16 protein-coding genes are annotated in these 17,463 nt (G+C 73.2%); 2 read left to right on the plus strand and 14 right to left on the minus strand.

Annotation, left to right across the window (positions count from 1 at the left end; translation table 11 throughout):
- Positions 1-51: 51 nt before the first annotated feature.
- The 14 genes from BU197_RS11670 to BU197_RS11735 form a co-directional block, all read right to left on the minus strand.
- A complete protein-coding gene (locus BU197_RS11670; RefSeq protein WP_188268171.1) occupies positions 52-561 on the minus strand; it encodes a holo-ACP synthase in 510 nt (169 codons plus the stop codon).
- 4 nt (positions 562-565) lie between these two features.
- Positions 566-1,939: a S8 family serine peptidase gene (locus BU197_RS11675; protein WP_188268172.1), complete on the minus strand. Its 1,374-nt coding sequence runs from the start codon at positions 1,937-1,939 to the stop codon at positions 566-568.
- A gap of 16 nt (positions 1,940-1,955) precedes the next feature.
- Positions 1,956-3,533, minus strand: a complete 1,578-nt coding sequence (locus BU197_RS11680) for an amino acid adenylation domain-containing protein (RefSeq protein ID WP_188268173.1) — start codon at positions 3,531-3,533, stop codon at positions 1,956-1,958.
- Positions 3,530-4,162 carry an RBBP9/YdeN family alpha/beta hydrolase gene (locus BU197_RS11685; RefSeq protein WP_317453383.1) on the minus strand — a complete coding sequence of 211 codons (633 nt, stop codon included), beginning with the start codon at positions 4,160-4,162 and terminating at the stop codon, positions 3,530-3,532. Before BU197_RS11685 ends, BU197_RS11680 begins: the two co-directional genes overlap by 4 nt.
- A complete protein-coding gene (locus tag BU197_RS11690) occupies positions 4,155-4,436 on the minus strand; it encodes an acyl carrier protein (protein ID WP_188268174.1) in 282 nt (93 codons plus the stop codon). The genes BU197_RS11685 and BU197_RS11690 overlap by 8 nt, the downstream gene beginning before the upstream one ends.
- A 7-nt stretch (positions 4,437-4,443) precedes the next feature.
- Positions 4,444-5,964 (minus strand): coproporphyrinogen-III oxidase family protein, encoded by a 1,521-nt coding sequence (locus tag BU197_RS11695; RefSeq protein ID WP_188268175.1) that lies wholly within the window; start codon positions 5,962-5,964, stop codon positions 4,444-4,446.
- Positions 5,965-5,986: 22 nt separating this feature from the next.
- Positions 5,987-6,280 carry a ferredoxin family protein gene (locus BU197_RS11700; RefSeq protein WP_188268176.1) on the minus strand — a complete coding sequence of 98 codons (294 nt, stop codon included), beginning with the start codon at positions 6,278-6,280 and terminating at the stop codon, positions 5,987-5,989.
- Positions 6,281-6,352: 72 nt separating this feature from the next.
- Entirely contained in the window at positions 6,353-7,438 is a 1,086-nt protein-coding gene (locus tag BU197_RS11705) for an aminotransferase class IV (RefSeq protein ID WP_188268177.1), read from the minus strand.
- Positions 7,435-8,673, minus strand: a complete 1,239-nt coding sequence (locus BU197_RS11710; RefSeq protein ID WP_188268178.1) for an acetyl-CoA carboxylase biotin carboxylase subunit family protein — start codon at positions 8,671-8,673, stop codon at positions 7,435-7,437. The genes BU197_RS11705 and BU197_RS11710 overlap by 4 nt, the downstream gene beginning before the upstream one ends.
- On the minus strand, positions 8,667-9,806 hold the full coding sequence (locus BU197_RS11715) for a GNAT family N-acetyltransferase (RefSeq protein WP_188268179.1): 1,140 nt from the start codon (positions 9,804-9,806) through the stop codon (positions 8,667-8,669). The genes BU197_RS11710 and BU197_RS11715 overlap by 7 nt, the downstream gene beginning before the upstream one ends.
- Positions 9,791-11,056 (minus strand): MFS transporter, encoded by a 1,266-nt coding sequence (locus BU197_RS11720; protein ID WP_223183223.1) that lies wholly within the window; start codon positions 11,054-11,056, stop codon positions 9,791-9,793. The genes BU197_RS11715 and BU197_RS11720 overlap by 16 nt, the downstream gene beginning before the upstream one ends.
- Positions 11,056-11,637, minus strand: a complete 582-nt coding sequence (locus tag BU197_RS11725; protein WP_188268181.1) for a bacilysin biosynthesis protein BacA — start codon at positions 11,635-11,637, stop codon at positions 11,056-11,058. Before BU197_RS11725 ends, BU197_RS11720 begins: the two co-directional genes overlap by 1 nt.
- Positions 11,634-12,761, minus strand: coding sequence for a branched-chain amino acid aminotransferase (locus BU197_RS11730; RefSeq protein ID WP_188268182.1), 1,128 nt, complete (start codon positions 12,759-12,761; stop codon positions 11,634-11,636). Before BU197_RS11730 ends, BU197_RS11725 begins: the two co-directional genes overlap by 4 nt.
- Positions 12,754-13,899, minus strand: a complete 1,146-nt coding sequence (locus tag BU197_RS11735) for a DUF6421 family protein (protein ID WP_317452181.1) — start codon at positions 13,897-13,899, stop codon at positions 12,754-12,756. The genes BU197_RS11730 and BU197_RS11735 overlap by 8 nt, the downstream gene beginning before the upstream one ends.
- Positions 13,900-14,393: 494 nt before the next feature.
- On the opposite strand from BU197_RS11735, the gene BU197_RS11740 reads away from it, so the two are divergent.
- Together BU197_RS11740 and BU197_RS11745 are read left to right on the plus strand one after the other, a co-directional pair.
- Positions 14,394-16,139, plus strand: a complete 1,746-nt coding sequence (locus tag BU197_RS11740; protein ID WP_188268183.1) for a hypothetical protein — start codon at positions 14,394-14,396, stop codon at positions 16,137-16,139.
- Between the two features lie 123 nt (positions 16,140-16,262).
- The coding region (locus BU197_RS11745) for an acyltransferase domain-containing protein (RefSeq protein ID WP_188268184.1) at positions 16,263-17,463 on the plus strand (1,201 nt) is incomplete at its 3' end.

Raw genomic sequence — 17,463 nt, forward strand, 5'->3', positions numbered from 1 at the left:
CCGCGAGCCCGAGGGGGGTGTCGTGGCACCCCCCTCCGCCGTACCGAAGCGTCAGCCACCCTCTTCGCACGGGCCGTCCAGACCCGCCACGAAGGCGTGCGCCAGGGTCCGGGTGTGGGTGAGAGTGATCAGCCAGGACCGTATCCCGGCCTCCGCCGCCAGCGCGGCGGCCCGGCCCGTCAGCCGCAGCGACGGGCTCCCCGAAGCGGCCCGGACCACCTCGATCTCGGTGAGCACGGAGCCGACGAGCCCCACCCCCAGCGCCTTGAGGACCGCCTCCTTCGCGGCGAACCGCACCGCGTACCGCTCGGCGCCGTCGGCCGGAACGTCGCAGTAGGCGCGCTCCCGCTCGGTGAACACCCGCCGGGCGAAACGCGGTTGGCGCTCCAGGGTGCCCCGCATCTCGTCCACCTCCACCAGATCCGTCCCCACCCGCAGGACCCGTCTGCCGACCAGCGCCTCCGCCGCGCGGACGGCCGCCTCACCGACACCGCTCTCACCGACACCGCTCTCCCCGGGGCCCTGCCCGGTGCCCCCGCCGTCCGGCGGCCCGGTCCTCATGCCCTCACCCGCGCAACCGCCCTGCCGTCAGCAGGCCGAGGCCCACCGCCTCGTTGGGGCAGACGCCCCCGCAGTCGTCACCGGTCGACGTGACCCCCTCCGTGACCGGCAGACACGCGCCCGCCAGGTCCTCCGCCCGCAGCGCGCGGCCCCGGCCGACCCCCTGCTGCACGGCCAGCGCCACCACGCCCGCCGCGTACGCCGTCGCCCCCGAGGTCCCGCTGGACACCAGCCAGCCGTCGTCCGGCGCGGTCCCGTCGTAGGCGCTGTTGCGCCGGTCGAAGAGACAGCCCGGCTGGGTCGGGAAGACGATGTAGTCGCCGTTCGGCAACAGCCCGCACGGCCCCGACAGATCGGGGACGCTCCGGCCGGGGAAGACCGCCGACCGGTAGCTCGACGCCAGGTCGGAGGCGCGCGGCACGCCCCCGGGACCCTGATGCGCCCCGCCGACCGTGAGGGCGCCCGGCGTGGCCACCGACTGGAACATGGCCGTGGGCCGGTCCGTGGAGCCGTTGCCCGCCGCGAACAGCACGGTGACGCCCCGCCGGACCGCGTCGGCGACCTCCAGATGCAGCCGGGGCTCCGCGCGCAGGGTGCCCCAGCTGCACGAGAGGACGTCGGGGGCCAGCTGCACCGCCCGCTGGAACGCCACGAGCGGGAACGAGAAGGACTCGTTCGCCATCTTCACCATGGTCAGCTCCACCCGGGGCGCCACCGCGAGCAGCAGCGCCGACATGGCCGTGCCGTGCCCGCGCTCGTCGACGGCGGGATCGAAGACCGGCAGGGCGGGCACCACGGACGTGCGGTAGCCGTGCGCGCGGTGGTGCGGATGCGGGTAGAGCCCGGTGTCGACCATCACCACCCGGACGCCCTCGCCCCGGATCCCGGCGGCGTGCAGCGGGGCGGCGCCCGCCACCCGCACCGCGTCCTCGGGCAGCCGCAGATACCGGTCGGTGCGCGACGGCGGGGGAGTGGCGCTCGCCGCCAGTTCGAAGCCGGAGGCGGGGACCCGGACCTCGTCGACGAGACCGGGCAGGACCCGGGACCGCAGCGGCCCCGCGGCCTTCGTCTCGTACCGTACGGACCCCCGGATGTACTTGTTGCGGACCGGCCGGACGGGGTTGCCGAAGACCTCCGCGAGCAGCGCGTTCTCCCCGGCGACGGTGAGCCCTGCCCCGGTGCGCGCCTCGACGCGCAGCCCCTCGCGGGCGTACGCGTCGGCGAGCCGGTCGATCACCCCCGGGGGCGGCAGGAAGTCCGTCACGGGATGGCGCAGGAGCTGCCCGGGGTCGTCGCCGAGACTGCGCCCGGTGGCCGAGCGGGGAGCGACGCCGACCACGCCGTACTCCTCGAAGCGGGCGTACTCCTCCTCCACCATGGGGTGTCCCTCCCTTTCAGCTGGTCGCGAGCGCCCGCAGGCGGTGCCGGTCGAGCTTGCCGGACGGGGTCAGCTCCACGTCCTCCTCGGTGAGGAAGACGATCCGGGCCGGCAGCATGTAGTCGGGGAGCCGCAGGGCCAGCTCCCGGCGCAGTTCCGTCTCGCCGGGCACGGTGTCCGCCGGGCCGCTCCCCGCGCCCAGGACGAAGAGGGTGAGGGCCTTGCCCGTCAGGGGGTGCTCCGTCGGCACCGCGCAGCAGTCGTCGACCCCTGCCGAGGCGAGCGTCGCCGCCTCCACCTCCGACAGATGGACCAGATTCCCGTTGATCTTGAGGGCGTCGTCGCGGCGGCCCAGGAAGACCAGGGCGCCGTCGTCCCTGCGGCGGACGTAGTCGCCGGAGCGGTAGTAGCGGCCGCCGCCGGGACCGAGCGGCTCCACCAGGGCCCGTGCCGTGCGCTCGGGCTCGCCGCAGTACCCCGTCATCACCTGGGGCCCGCCGATGAGGAGTTCCCCGGTGGCCCCGTCCGGCACCGGTCGCAGCGCGTCGTCGACCACGAGCAGGTCCACCGAGGGCAGGGGCCCGCCGATCGGCAGGAACTCCTCCTCGTACCCGGCGATGTCGTCCACGAGGAAGAGCGTCGCGCTGTGCGTGGTCTCCGTCGGCCCGTACCCGTGGACGTAACGGAGCCCCGGCGCCAGCGCGGCGAACGCGCGGAGCACGGAGACCGGGCAGGACTCGCCGCCGAACCAGAGCCGCCGCAGCGAGGTCAGGTCCCGGCGGGAGGCGTCGCTGAAGCGGCCCACCAGCATCCGGATCACCGACGGCACGAGCAGCGTGTCCGTGATCCGCCACTCCTCCAGCGCCCGGGTGATCTGGGTGGCCATCCGCAGCCGGGGCAGCAGATGCACGCTGCCGCCGACGAGGAAGGTCGACCAGAGGTCGACGACGGAGGCGTCGAAGAAGAGCGGCGCCACGTTGAGGAACCGCATGCCCTCCTCGAAGCCGACCGTCCTCTGCACCCCTTCGAGCAGGGCGCACAGCGAACGGTGGCTGATCACGACCCCCTTGGGGGAGCCCGTGGAACCCGAGGTGAACACCACGTACGCGTCGTCCTCGGGGCTCCGCTCCACCGGGGCGGGCACGGAGGACGGGCCGGACTCGGCGGTCGGGTCCCACTCCCCGGGCCCGTCGCCGACGGTCACCACCCGGCCCGCCGGAGCCCCGTCGAGGAGCGGCCGGTGGCCGGGGTGGACGAGGGTGACGTCCGGAGCGCACAGACCGAGGAGCAGCGCGACCCGGGCGGCGGGCAGCGACTCGTCCACCGGCACGTACCGGGCGCCGAGCCGCAGCGCCGCCCACATCGCCGTCACCGAGGCGACGGACTTGTCCATCACCAGGGCGACGGTGGAGCCCCTGCCGACGCCGAGCCCGGCGAGGAGCCCGGTCAGCGCCTCCGTCCGCCGGGCGAGCGTCCGGTAGGAGACCGTCTCGCCGGTGTCGAGCGCCACCACGGCCGTGGCCCCGTCGGCGGACCGGCGCTCCAGGATCTCGTCGGCGTACGCCGGGACGCCGCCGTCCGCGTACCCGCTCATCGGTCCTCCTGCCAGGTGAGGGGGGAGTCGAGCCGGAGTCTGATCGCTTCGAGCAGCTCCGGGAAGGTGTCCATCCGTTGTTCGTACGAGCCGAAGTGGCCCATGCCTTCGAGGACGGTGAGGTCGCTGCCGGTCAGCCCGTGCAGCTCCTCGGCGACCGCGAGCGGCACCCAGGGGTCGTCCTCGGAGTGGAACTGCGCGATGAACCGCTGGTTGGCGCGGATGGCGTCCCAGTCCCACGGCCGGTCGAAGAAGCCGCTGCGGCGCTCCAGTTCGAAGCCGCAGTCGGTGTGGTGGCCTGCCACGGCGAAGGTGCCGAGCAGCGGCGCCGTCTCCGCGTACCGGAAGGCGGCGAGCGCGCCGGAGGAGTGCCCGACGATCACCGTGTTCTCGTCCGGCCGGATGACGTCGGCGAGGTACGGCAGCCAGAACCGCATCCGGCCCTTGATGGGGTCGGGGAAGGTCTCGGCCACCACCCGGTGGCCGAGGGCCGTCAGCTCCCTGCGCAGATAGGGGAACCAGATGCCCTCGACGCTGGCCCCGGCGTTCCCGTGGATCAGGACGATCCGCAGGTCCGCCCGGGAGCGGGGCCGGACGGGCCCCGCTCCCCGCGGCTCGGTCTCAGACAGGGGACACCTCGTCGTCCAGGAGTTCTTCGAGCAGCTCGGAGAGGGACCCCAGGGTCGCGAAGTTCTCGGTGGTCAGCAGCTCGGGTTCCAGCTCGATGCCGTAGAACGTCTCGAAGGCCAACGTCAGTTCGATCATCTGGGTCGAGTTCAGCGAGAGCCCGCCGTTGAACAGCGGGGTCGCGGTGGACAGTTCGACCTGCTGGTGGGGGAAGATCTCGGAGATGACCCCGCGCAGGTCGTCCTCGATGTCCGCCCGGGTCTTGCGGTCGCTCACCCTCGGTTCAGCTCCTCTCGGGTGCGGTGGAGCCCTCGTCCGCCGTCTTGGGACGGGTCTGGAGGAAGAGCGGGGTCCGCGGGATGTTCTGCGCGTCCTGGTGGAAGGGGTTGCGCTTGTTCTTCAGGGACAGGTACATGGTGCGGCGGGCCCGCGCCTTCTCCTCGTCGGAGTAGAAGAGGAAGGCGATGTTGCCCGCGTTCTCCCGGCCGGTCTCGGTGAGCGTCAGCTCCTCGTCGGTCTCGACCGCGTAGCCGCCGTCGACGAGCCAGTCGACCTCGCGGCGGTACTTCTCGAAGTTGGCGACGTCCGCCTTCCGTACGGTCCCGAAGACCGGGAAGAAGACCATGACGCGGTTCTCGACCTCGTCCTCGCTACAGATGCGGCCCTGCTCGATGGGGATGATCCCCTCCTCGACCTCCCGCATCCACCGCTCCACGTCGGTGTGGTTGCGGTAGCTGCGCTCGCCCATGTAGTTCTCGGCTGCGGGACCGATGCCCAGCGTGTAGCTGGCACGGTAACCATTGCCGCCGCAGGCGTGGTTGAGGCCGATCTCGCCCGCGTCGTCGAGGTGCGTGAAGAAGTTGATCAGAAGCTGCTTGTCGTAGCCGTACGAGGCGAGACCCTCCTTGATCCGCCGGTACTGCTCGCGCTCGATGGCGCCCGACGGCTTCACGTCGGCGACCTTGCCCGCCCGGATCTGCTGGTCGAGCCGGGTGCCCTCCCACTGGTTGAACCGGTACGTCTGCACGAAGCTGGGGCGCAGCTCGGCGCAGATGCCCTCCAGGTCCCGGGCGAGGACCTCCTCGTCCTGCCCCGGCAGGTTGTACATGAGGTCGAGGGCGAAGGTCCGGATGCCGGCCTTGCGGATGTTCTCCGCCGTCTGGTGGACCTGGTCGACGGTGGCCTTGATGGTGAGCTTGCGCCGGATCTGCTCGTCCAGGGTCTGCACGCCGAAGGAGATCCGGGTGATGCCGAGCGACTTCAGCATCTCGATGTAGCCGTCCTGGGAGAGCCCGAGCGGGCTGCCCTCCAGGGAGATCCCGTCGACCTCGCTCAGGTCGAACTCGCGGTGCACGGCCTCCAGGATGGCGGCCATGGAGTCCTGTTCGAGCGCGGAGGGCGTACCGCCGCCGAACTGGACGTACTTGATCTTCGTGCCCTGGAAGTACTTCGAGCGGGCGTTGCGCTCGATCTCCTTCACCATCGCCCGGACGAACCGCTGCTGCCGCTCGCCCTGGTACTTGGCCGCCGACTCCTTGAAGCAGGCGCAGAAGTTGCAGAACGCCTCGCAGAACGGGATGTGGAAGTACAGCAGGATCTCGGTCTGCTCCGGGTGGGACTGCCGGTCGAGGAAGGAGAAGTACTCGGCCTTCTTCGCCTCGTCGTCCAGGGAGTCCTGGAAGGCGCAGATCTTGGGGTAGAACCAGGTGACGTTGGTGCGCTTCTCGGGGCTCTCGAACTCGTCCTTCAGATAGAAGTTCGAGTCGAGCCCGAGCATGAAGGGGTTCTCGACAGAGGTCGTCATGGCCTCGGCTCCCACTCTCTGATCAGGAAGGCCGGCTGGTGGGCTCGCCTTGGGGACCCCGGCTCTCGAACAGAACCGGGTACTTCGCGCTCATCTCTCCGTTGATCTCGATCCACTGGAGCTTCTCCTCCGGCAGGTCGACATCCGCCCAGATGGCCTCGGGCGGGCACTCGGCGACGCACGCGTTGCAGTCGATGCACTCCTCGGGATCGATGTAGAGCATCTCGGGACCCTCGTGGAAACAGCTCACGGGGCAGACGTCCACACAGTCCGTGTACTTGCAGCCGATGCACTCGTCGGTGACGACGTACGCCATCTCTCTCCGTACCTCCGCGGTCTTCGTCCCGGCGTTGCCGCCGCGGTCCGTGTCACAGGGGGTGTGACGCCCTCACGCGTGGATCGGCGCGACCTCGGTCAGCCGCCGCATCCACCCGAAGCGGTCGACGGCCTCGCCCCGGTGGACACCGTCGAGCAGCCCCTGGAACCGGGCCGTCACCGGACCGGTCCCCCCGTCCCCGAAACGGTGCTCCCCGCCCTGGTGCCCCAGCGCCGTCACCGGAGCGACACCCGCCCCGGTCCCGGTCGCGAAGCACTCGGTGACCGTGCCGTCCGCGAGACCCTTCAGGACCTCGGCTAGCTCCACCGGCCGCTCCTCCACCCGCGCGCCGGAGTCCCGCGCCAGCTTGACGACCGAGTCGCGGGTCACCCCGGGCAGCACCGAACGGTCGAGCGCCGGAGTGGTCAGCACCCCGTCGATCACGAAGAAGACGTTCAGGTTCCCGATCTGCTGTACGTACCGGCCCTGCGGCCCGTCGAGCCACAGCACGTGGTCGTAGCCGTAGTTGGCCGCGACCTCGCCCGGCACCACCGCCGCCGCCAGCGAACCGGCGTCGTTGACGTCCCCGGTGCCGCCGGGCCAGGCCCGGACGTAGCCGTCGAGGGTCATCGCCCGCACCGGGCGGCCGGCCGCCGCCGGATCCGCGACGGACGCCAGGACGTAGAACAGACAGTGGTCGGCGGGGGCCGGGTCGAGCCCCGTCCCGTCGGCGGCGAGCACCGCCCGCAGGTGCAGTGCCCCGCCGGTCCCGGCCGGTATCCACTCCCGGTCCAGCTCCACCAGGGCCCGGACCGCGGTCCACACCCGGTCGAAGTCCACTTGCGGCAATGCCAGCCTGCGGGCCCCGTTGTTGAGCCGCTTGACATGACTGTCCGGCCGGAACACGGCGACCGAGCCGTCCGCCGTACGGTACGCGGTGAACGTGTCCACCAGCGACTGACCCGCGAGGACGGCGCCCGCGGTGGGCCGAAGGGCCGGGATCGCGTCCCGGTCGGCCACGGTCAGCCCCTGCCAGGTGCGGCGCTTCCCGGTCCGCATGAAGAAGGCGTGATCGGTCAGGACGGGCCCGGCCGGCCCGTCCGCCTCCGGCCTCGGGCGGGGGGTGGCGGTGGGTGTGACCACCAGTTCGTTGCTCATGCGCGGACACCTTCCTTGTCCTGGCGGCCGACACCGTCGATGTCGGCCCTGACGTCTCCGATGACCGAGGCGACGAGACGCTCGACCCGGTCGAGGGCTCCCTCGAAGTGCAGACGGGCGACCCGGTTGGCGAAGATGTCGCCCGGGTCGAGCACCGTGCCCGGCTCCGCCTCCGCGACCATCCCCCGGAACTCGGCCGCCCCGGTGAACGGCCCGGCGCCGCTCAGCGTCCCCGCGTACGGCCCCGGCCGGTCCGTCGTCACGAACGCGAGCCCCGCGCTCACCGGCGACAGCGGCCCCGGATCATGCGCGAGACCCCGGGCGGCGTCCACGGCGGCGGCGCACAGATCCACCCCGGGACCGGCGAGCACCAGCTCCGGAATGCAGTCCCCGGCGAGCCGCGCGCCGACCTCGATCAGCACCGGCCGCCCGTCGCGGTCGATCCGGGTCTCGATGTGGAACGGCCCCACCGACAGCTCGAAGGCCTTCACCACCTGCCGGGCGAACGCGTCGAGCACCACCCCGTGCGGCGAACACTCCGGCGCCGTCGCGATGTGCCCCGTCTCGAAGAAATCGGGCTCCGCCGAGAGGAACTTGGTGGTGACGCTCGCCAGACGCGGACCCGCCGCGTCCACCCAGCCGTCCAGGGAGAACTCGGGCCCCTCCACGTACTCCTCCACCAGCGCGGCCCGCCGGGGACTCGGATGGAACCGCACCTCGCCCGGCCCGTGCACCGCGGCGCACGCCCGCGCGTACTCCTCCTCGTCCCGGCACAGGCTCACCATCAGGCTCCCGCCGCAGTCGACGGGCTTCACCACCACCGGGAACGGCAGCGGACACGGCCCCGCCTCGCCCTGCGCCACGAGCACCGACCGGGGGAAGGCGACACCCCGCTCCGCGCACCAGCGGCGCATCACGTCCTTCTGCCGCACCGCGTCCGCCGCCTCCGCGCCGAGCGCGGGCAGCCCGAGGGCCCGCGCGAGCGCGGCGCTCTCCGGCACCACGTACTCGAACCCGGCGACGACCCCGGTCGGCTCCTGCCCGCACTCCGCCACGATGCGGAGCAGCTCCGCCACCCCCCGGTCGGGGCTCCAGTCGACGACGGTCGCGCCCGCCGCGACCTCCGGCGGCAGCAGCTCGGGGAACTGCGTCGGGATCAGACACGGCACCCCGGACGCCACCACCCGGGCGGCGAGCCGGACACCGGCCGACAGCGGCTGGACGACGATCAGCACGGAAGGACCTCCGACGACACTCCGGCGAGGAACCGCTCGTCGTCCCCGAGGAAGCCCCAGTCGGGCGCGGGAACGGGCAGCGGCAGACCGGCACGGGACATGAACAGGGTGCGGCGCGAGCGCAGTTCGGCGCCACGCAGCGACTTCGCGCGGTACGAGGTGACCCCGAGGTGGACCGCTTCGAGCCCCCGCCCCAGCGCGAACCGCAGCGGACCGTACACGGTGGCCTCGAAGTACTCGCCGGACGTGCCGTGCCCGGCGGCGTAGTCGCAGCCGAAGACCCGCATGTGCAGGGTCCGGCCGTGGACGATGCCCAGGGCGAAGGCGGCGAGCCGGTCCTCCGCGTCGAGGACCTCGGTGACCACCACGTCCTCGCCGTCGCCGATGCTCAGACAGCGCAGCAGATAACGCACCGCGCCCTCCTCGCTCAGCTCCTCGCCGTGCCGCGCCTGTACCTGGACCACCAGCGGCGCGTACCGCTCCAGGTCCGCCGGGTCCGCGACCACGCTCCGCGACCGGTAGCCGCTCCCCGCGAGCCGCCTCAGATCGCGCCGCACCAGCGAACGCCGGGACGAGGGCAGCGCCGCCACGTGCGCCTCGAAGTCCGCCCCGCGCGGCAGGACCACCGCCGTCGGCGGGCAGGGCGTGGCGACCGTCGCGAACCCCGGCAGCGCGGCCAGCTCACGCGCCTCCGCCTCGGGCAGGTACCACCAGGACACATGCCCGGCGCCCCGCTCCCCGGCCCGGTCGAGCAGCCGTCCGCAGAGCGCGGACAGCAGCCGGGCGCGGTCCTCGCCGGACAGCCCGGGGCCGAGCAGCACCCGGTTGTCGTAGCCGGTCCGCGAACCGGCGAGCACCTGCACCTCGGGGGTGTGACCGAGCAGGGTGGCCTCGTTGTACAGCGGGTTGCTGTCGCCGCCGGACGCCGTGTGGAAGGGCACCAGACCGCCGGTCCCGCCGCTGCGGTCGCGACCCACCAGATACGCCGTGGCGAAACCCCGGTCGCCCTCCTGGGAGACCGTCCAGCGCCGGGAGGAGTAGAAACCGGCCTCGTCCAGCCACGGCGCGTCCGCGCCGGAGGGATCGAGGCGGTCCCGCTCTCCCACCCCGAAGGGTGTCAGGGTGTCGTCCATGCCTCGTCCCGCCTCTCGGTCGTGTACGTGCCCCGGGCCAGGACCCAGGTGGCGACGACGCTCAGGACCGCGACCAGCGAGGCCGCCACCGGAGCCGTCGTGAACAGCAGCAGCAGGGCCGCCGCGCCCGCGCCGATCGGGATCGTCCCGAAGGCGAACGTGCGGTACACCGCGTTCACCCGGCCCAGCATCCCGTCCGGCGAGACGAGTTGACGACGCGTCAGGGAATGCACGTTGTAGAACGCCATGGCCGCGCCGTACACCAGCATGCTCGCGAAGAAGGCCGCCGCGCCCCAGAGGCCGGAGCCGACCGCCCACAGCGCCGCGAGCAGCGCCGCCTGGGAGACGAGCAGCGCCCACACCCAGGACCGGGCCGCGTCCCCGCCGCCGTACCGCGCGCTCGCCCGCGCCCCGATCACACTGCCGACGCCCGCCGCGCTGAACCCGAAGCCGAGGAAGCCGACCGAGTGCGCGGACTCCTGCACCACGGCGATGAACAGCACGCTCAGGGCGACCTGTTCGGCCAGGTTGAACAGGGAGCCCGCCGCCACGAGCCGCCGCAGCGGATCGGACGCGGCCACCGTCGTGAACCCGGCACGGATCGAGGCGCCCTCGCGGGCCGCCCGGCTGTGCGAGGGCTTCCGGCGCGCCCGCAGCGCGGCGCCGCCGAAGAGGTACGACACGGCGTCCAGGGCCACGGCGAGAGCGGGTCCGAGCCCCGACACGATCAGCCCGCCGATGGCCGGACCCGCCGTCTGCGAGACCGCGTTGACCGCCGCCAACTGCCCGTTGGCCCGGGTCAGTTCCTCGGTCTCGACGGTGTCCGGCACATACGCGAGCAGGGAGGTGTCGAAGAGCGCGGTGAACGCGCCGAGCAGCATCGCGCCCGCGAAGAGCGTCAGGTAGTCGAGCCACCCGGCGGCGGCCAGCCCCACCACGAGGAACAGCACCACGGCCCGTGCGAAGTGCGAGGCGTAGAGCAGCGGCGCCCGGTCCCGCAGGTCCGCCAGCCTCCCCGCGAACGGGGTGACGAGCAGCACCGGAACGAACTGCGCCCCGCTGAGCAGCGCGATCTGCGAGGCCGAGGCGTCCAGATCGGCGGCCGCGAGCACGGGCAGGGCGACCAGGGTCAGCTGCGAACCGGCCGAGGACACCGCCTCGCTCACCCGCAGCGCCCGGAAGGCGGCCGGCAGCCGACGCCGCCCGGATGTCGGAGACGGTGGCGCGGACTTCCGTCCGCTCCCGCCCATCACACCGTCCCGCTCGTCGCACCGGCGGCCCTGCCCACATGCAGCGTGAACACCATCGGGACGGGACCGAAGTTCTCCAGCACCCGCAGCCCCTCCGCCTGGGCCGCCCGGTACGTGGTCACACAGGCGTCGAACTCCCCGGCGGCGCACAGCGCGGCGGCCCGGGAATTGCTGCTCGCGAGCGAGACCGTGCCCCGCCCGGCCACCAGACAGCTCGGCGCCGGATGCGACACGATCGTCCGGATCGCGACCTCCTCCGTACGGCCCGCGAGGACCATGTCATGGGTGTCCAGGATGAAGCTGTCGGCCATTTCGAGCCGGTGCAGGTTCCGGAAGACGAGATCGTGCAACCGGGGGTAGACGGCGCAGGCGAGGATGGCCTCACTGCCGTCGAAGCCCATGACGTCGAGCCCGTCCTCCACCTCGGGGTGGAGCAGCACCGTGCCGGAGACGCCCCGCTCCGCGAACCAGTGGTGCGCGGCCTTCTCCAGATTGGTGCCGGTGGGGCCCAGGGTGTGGATCGTGGTGACCTCCGACAGCGTCCCGTCCCGGCCGGTCCCGTGCCCCGTGGTGTGGCTCATGCGTCTCGTCCCCCGCCTTCGATCGCTGCCGTCCCGGCGCCGCCGGTGACCGGCAGCAGCCAGCCGTGCGTATCAGGTGTACGTGCGTGCTGGACGTCCAGGAGGGCGGCCCTGAGCCGTCCGGTCACGGGTCCCTCCGTGCCGTCGCCGACGATCAGGTCCTCGGCCCCGGTGCCGAGCCGCCCCACGGCCACGACCACGCCCGCCGTCCCCGAGGCGAAGACCTCGGCGAGCCGCCCGGAGCGGATGCCGTCCCGGACGGTGTCGAGCGCCGTCGGCTCCTCGGCCGCCGGGATCCCGAGGTCCCCGGCGAGGGTGAGCAGCGAGTCCCGGGTGAGCCCCCGGACGATGGTCCCGTCGCACGGCGGGGTCGTCAGCCGGGGCCCGTCGCCTCCGTCCCAGACGAAGAAGACGTTCATGGTGCTGAGTTCCTCGACCCAGCGCCGTTCGATCCCGTCGAGCCACAGGGCCTCGTCGTACCCGGCTGCCTGGGCCTGTGTCCTGGTCAGCAGACCGGCCGCGTAGTTCCCCGCGCACTTCGACTCGCCCGTGCCGCCCCGCACCGCGCGGACCGTCTCCAGGGCCGCCGACACCGCGAGCGGACGGAAGTCTCTCCCGAAACAGGGATCGGAGGGGTAGGCGAGGACGACGCACCGGTACGCCCGCGAGGGCCGCAGCCCCATCTCCGCCTCGGTGGCGATCAGCAGCGGCCGCAGATACAGGCTCTGCCCGTATCCGCCCGGCACCCACCGCTCGTCCGCCGCGACCAGCGCCGCGCAGGTCCGTACGTACAGCTCCACCGGCATCTCGGCCATCGCGAGCCGCGCCGCCGAGAGCCCGAGCCTGCGCCCGTGGTCGGCCGCGCGGAACAGCGACACCGAGCCGTCCGTGCCCCGGAAGGCCTTCATACCCTCGAAGACGGCCTGCCCGTAGTGGAGCCCCAGTGTCGCCGGGTCCATGGACAGGCTGCCGTACGGCTCGATCCTCGGCTCGGACCAGCCGGACCCGGCCTCCCACTCCACGACGGCGACCCGTCCGGTGGAGTGACGGCAGAAGCCGGGGTCCCGCAGGACGCGCGCCACCTCGGCCGGTCCCGGCGTCCCGGACGTCTCCCTCTCAGACATGGACCTCGGACCCCCACAGTCCGATCGGCGCCAGCGGGCCGCCGTACCGGTCGGGCCTGGTCTCCGGCCGGCGCAGCAGCGTCCCGTACAGGAAGTCGACCGCCCCCGACCGGTAGGCCTCGTCGTCCTCGGCCGTCTCGATCTCCTCGATCAGGGCGACGAGTTCACGCACGCACTCCACGATCTCCGCCTTGGGCCCGAGGGCGCGCCGCCCGTCGCCGGTCCCGGTGAACAGCCCGTGCGCGGCCAGCCAGGTGCCGAGCGCGAATCCGGTGCCGGAGTCGAAGTTGCGCAGCGGCTCGGGCTGTGCCGGGTAGCGGAACAGGCGTTCCAGGAGGACGTACTCGAAGACGACGGGGCCGTACGGCACGTCCTCCTCGTAGCAGGCGATCGCCGTCTTCATGTCGACCTTCAGCTCCTCCAGGAGCCCGGGGCGCCACTTCGTCTTCAGCGCCAGGTGCAGGTCCAGCGGGCGGGGGCCGGTGTGGTGGAAGTAGTCGTGCAGATAGCCCCAGACGCACCGTGCCTGGTACACGTCCTCCGGGTCCGTGCCGGGGGAGACGAGCCGGTCCTCCCCGGCGAAGGGCGAACCGGGGCCGCAGAGACGCTCGGTGATCGCCAGTGTCTGGGCGTAGATGTCCACGTGCCGGTCGAAGAAGAACCAGGCGAAGTTCTGGTGGGTGCACTTGGTCGCCGCCGGGATGTTCTCCGGGAAGAACACCACGCAGTTGCCCTCCCTGAGCCCCCGCGAGGCGGAGAGCAGCCGGGTCGACTGGAAGACGGCCTTCGGGTGCGGATACGTCTCCTGGAGGTACGGGGTGCAGTCCGGGTCCTGGCGGACCACGGAGAAGGCCTCGATGTGCACCTCGTGCCGGTCGCTGTTGGGGAGGATCACCGGCCCCACGTACGCGGCCGCCTCCCCGTCCTCGGGCGCGGGCACCGCGTCCCGGGTGGCGTCGAAATCCGGGACGCCCTCGCAACCGGACTCGGCCCAGCGCGCCAAGTCGTCGAGAGTAGCCGATATCTGACGCTCCGACATAAGGGCCGAAAGGCCCTTGACGGCCGCGCTCAACTCGTCGAGCGCGGCGCTCCTGTCGGTGTCTCTCCCGCCGCTCCGGGTCTCGCGCAAGCGGTCCACGACAGGGACGACTCGACGTTCGAAATCCAGAAGTCCGGCAACGGTTCGCGGACCCACTCCACCCCCCAAAGCGACGTTCCCCGGTACGGAGCCCGGGGGCCCCGCTCGTCACGCCAGCGCTTGACTCTGCTGGTCGCCTGGGACGCTAACATCCCAACTCCGCGTCGGACAATGGCCGTTTGTCGATCAGTGTGCCTCTCTTCGACCTGCGGCGATGGCACGCACGCGAGGGCGCGGCGCGGAATCCGGACACGGCCCCGGCGCTTCCCTCCCCTCCCGGAACCGGTCTAGACCATGCCGGGTCGGGGTGCCGCCGAGAGCCCCGCCCGCAGGACGGTCCCGTCCCGCCCGAGGCGACGCGCGCGCAAATCAAGGAAATTCCCACAGGGATGACCTGAATTCTTTCGCCCGCTTGGGTCAAAGAATGTTGTGGGCGTGTCAATCCGGCTGATAGGGATTCCTGGCAAAGGGGCCGGAAGGGAAAGAAGCGCGCGGTGAACAGAACTCGCATGGTCGGTCGTATCGTTTCGACGGAGGAGTGCGGGCCGGGCGAGATCGTCGTTCCCCTCGCCTTTCCCCATGGTCCGCGTGGCCGTGTCACCTGCGCGGAGACCGACCTGCTCGTCGGCGGCGCCGAGCGGATCGGCTGGAAAGCAACACCCCGCGAGATGCGCGCCGAAGCCTTTGCCGGGGAATCCCCCGGCAGGTCGGAAGCCCGCGCCGCCGGTCCGGTCCGCAGCACCGGATGGGCCGTCTCGTACGAACTCGGCACCGGTCCCTGTCTTGGATTCGCCGCTCTCGCCGACCCGGCGGACCGCAAGGCCGTCGCGGCCACCCGACGGCTCGTCGAAGGCTGGGCCCGCGCCCTGCGCACCCGACTGCTCGTCACCACGGAAACGGGCCCCCTGTGCGGCGGGGCCAGGGACCTCCTCGCCGCCGTACGGAGCGCCGAGCACGCGACGGAGGGCCTGCCCGGCGGCCCGGCCGGTCGGGTCGGCGAGAGCGCGGCGGGCCGCCGCGTCCTCGTGGCCGGGACCGAAGGCTGCGGCCGGATGCTGACCGACGAACTCCGGCGGTACGGCGCCCGGCCGACGGCGGACGCGGGCCCCGCCCGCCCGGGTGACCTGCTGATCGTGGGCCCCCTGCCCCCCGCCCCCGAGGACCGCGCACGGGCCGCCGCCCCCGGCGCCGTCGTCGTGGACGCCGTCTGCGAACGGCACCATGCGGCGGCCGGGGAGATCGCCCGCCTCGCCGGCCAGGGCGAACACGTCGTCCTCGCTGCCCCCCGCCCCACGGCGGCGGCGGAACGGCTCGCGGAGGGGGGCTCTCGCGGTGGGGCGGAACCGGGAGCGGCACCAGGGGCGGAGCCGGGGCCGCGTTCAGGGCTGATGCCGGGGCGGGGGCCGGGGTCGGTCTCAGGGTTGGCGTCGGGGTCGGGGTCGGAGCCGGGGGCGAGGTCGGTTTCAGGGCTGGTGTCGAAGTCGGGTCCGGAGGCGCGTGCAGGGCTGCTGTCGGGGTCGGGGTCGGGGTCGGAGTCGGGGGTGCCTTCAGGGCCGGTGTCGGGGGCGGAGCCCGGGGCGCGGTCAGGGGTGCCGTCAGAGGGGCGCCCCCGGTCGGGGCCGCCGCCGGAACCGCCCTCAGGGGCCGCTTCGGGCGCGGACTCGTCCCCGGTCGCGTGGACGGTCTCCGCGCCCGAGGAGGCCGATGTGCCCGATCCCGCGCGCGTCGGGTTCGCCCTCGTCCCCGGCCAGCCCCTGCGGCCCGCCCTCGCCGTCGGCGAAGGGCTCCGCGCCCGCTTCGGCCACGTCATCCCGCAGGCCCCCCGCACCTACTGCTACGAGGCCGACGACCGGCGCGACACCGTGCGCTGCGTCGCCGCGCTCGTCGACCTCCTGCTCGTCGCCGCCTGCCCCGGCGACCCCGAGGCCGCCGAGGTCGCCTCCTGGGCGCCGCGCGGCACCCGGGTCCGTACGGTGACCTCCGTCCGCGATCTGGACCCCGGATGGCTGCGTTCCGCCGGGGCCGTCGGGGTCGTCGAGACCGTGCACGCCCCGCGTACGCTCGCCGGACGACTTCTCGCCGCGTTGCGGAAGCTGGGTCCGAGCGACACCGTGAGACGATCGGTGGTCACACGCCGCACAGGGGCCGACGAATCCGCCCCGGGCCCGCCGCGGGACCGCCCCGAAGCGCTCGGCGGCGGACCGGAATCCGCTTTCAGCGCACGGCCGTTCTCACTCTGACCTCGCCCGACGCCCCTGTCCTGCGTCCCGCTCCGGCGCGACGGTGGTACCAGTCGTCCATCCGCCGGATGGACGCGCAGGACGATGGTGTCCACGGGGGGAAAGATGGCGAGGACGGTCCACATGTTCCCGGGGCAAGGCGACTTTCCCCTGCGGGAGTTCACGGCGGCGCTCGCACGGGACGAGGCGCTGCGCGCCGCGGCCGAGGAGATATTCGACGCCGTCGACCTGGACGGCGCGGAGCGGGGTGTACCCGAGCTTCGGCCCTGGCTGACCGGACGGAACCCGCCGGGCATACGCGAACTGGCCGACACGCCCGTGGGGACCGGGCAACTCGCCCTGTTCGGCGTCTCGATGAGCCTCCACACCCTGCTCGTCCGACGGTACGGTCCCCCGGACTCGGTCCTCGGCGTGGGCTTCGGGGAGATCGCCGCGCTGACCGCCGCCGGAGCCCTCTCCGTACGGGAAGGGGCGGAGTACGCCCACCGGCTGGCCCGGGTCCTGGCCACCGCCCCCGGCGGGCTCACCCTCCTCGCCTGCGACGAGACCGCCGCCGCCGTCCTGCTCGCCCCGGCCGACACCGGGGCGCTGGCCACCGCCTGCGTCCACCACCCCGGGGAGACCGTCGTCGCGGGACCCCTGCGGGAACTGGCCCGCCTGGAGGCGCGGGCGCTCGCCGCCGGTATCGGGGCCGTACGGCTCCGGCTGCCGTTCAGCGCCCACCACCCGGCCCTCACCGCGCAGGCGGCCCGGTTCCACGAAGCCGTCCGCTTCCGGCCGCCCCGGACACCGCGCCTTCCCGTCTTCTCGGCCGTCGCGGGCCGCGCGTACGGCCCCGGCGAGGACCTGCCCCGCCGCCTCGCGGACTGTCTGATCCGCCCCGTGCGCCTCCCCGAGGTGCTGGACCTCCTGTACGCGACGGGCCACGACACCTTCCGCGAGACGGGCCCCGGCGCGACCCTGACCCGCGCGGCCCACCGCCTCCTGCCCCCGGGACGGACGACGGTGACCACCGGTCTCGGGGAGACCCCTACGGGCGCCGGGGGAGAACCGGCAAGGCGGGAACCGGCCGGGGACGAACCGCCGGGCGACCCGCGCGCCGGTCCCGCCCGGCAGGGGAGTGAACAGGCGGGCGGCGCACCGGACGTACGCGCTGCAAGCGGCGGCCCACCGGCCCCGCCCAGGCCCGAACCGACGGACAACGCACCGCACAGCCCCCCGGCGGGCTTCCGCCCGCCCACCCCCCACCGGCCCGACCCGGAAGGCGGCACACCGCACAGCCCCCCACCCGGCCCCCGGGTACCGGCCCCCCACCCCGGCCCTG

It is taken from the genome of Streptomyces sp. CBMA291, assembly GCF_014596525.1.
Classification (GTDB): Bacteria; Actinomycetota; Actinomycetes; order Streptomycetales; family Streptomycetaceae; genus Streptomyces.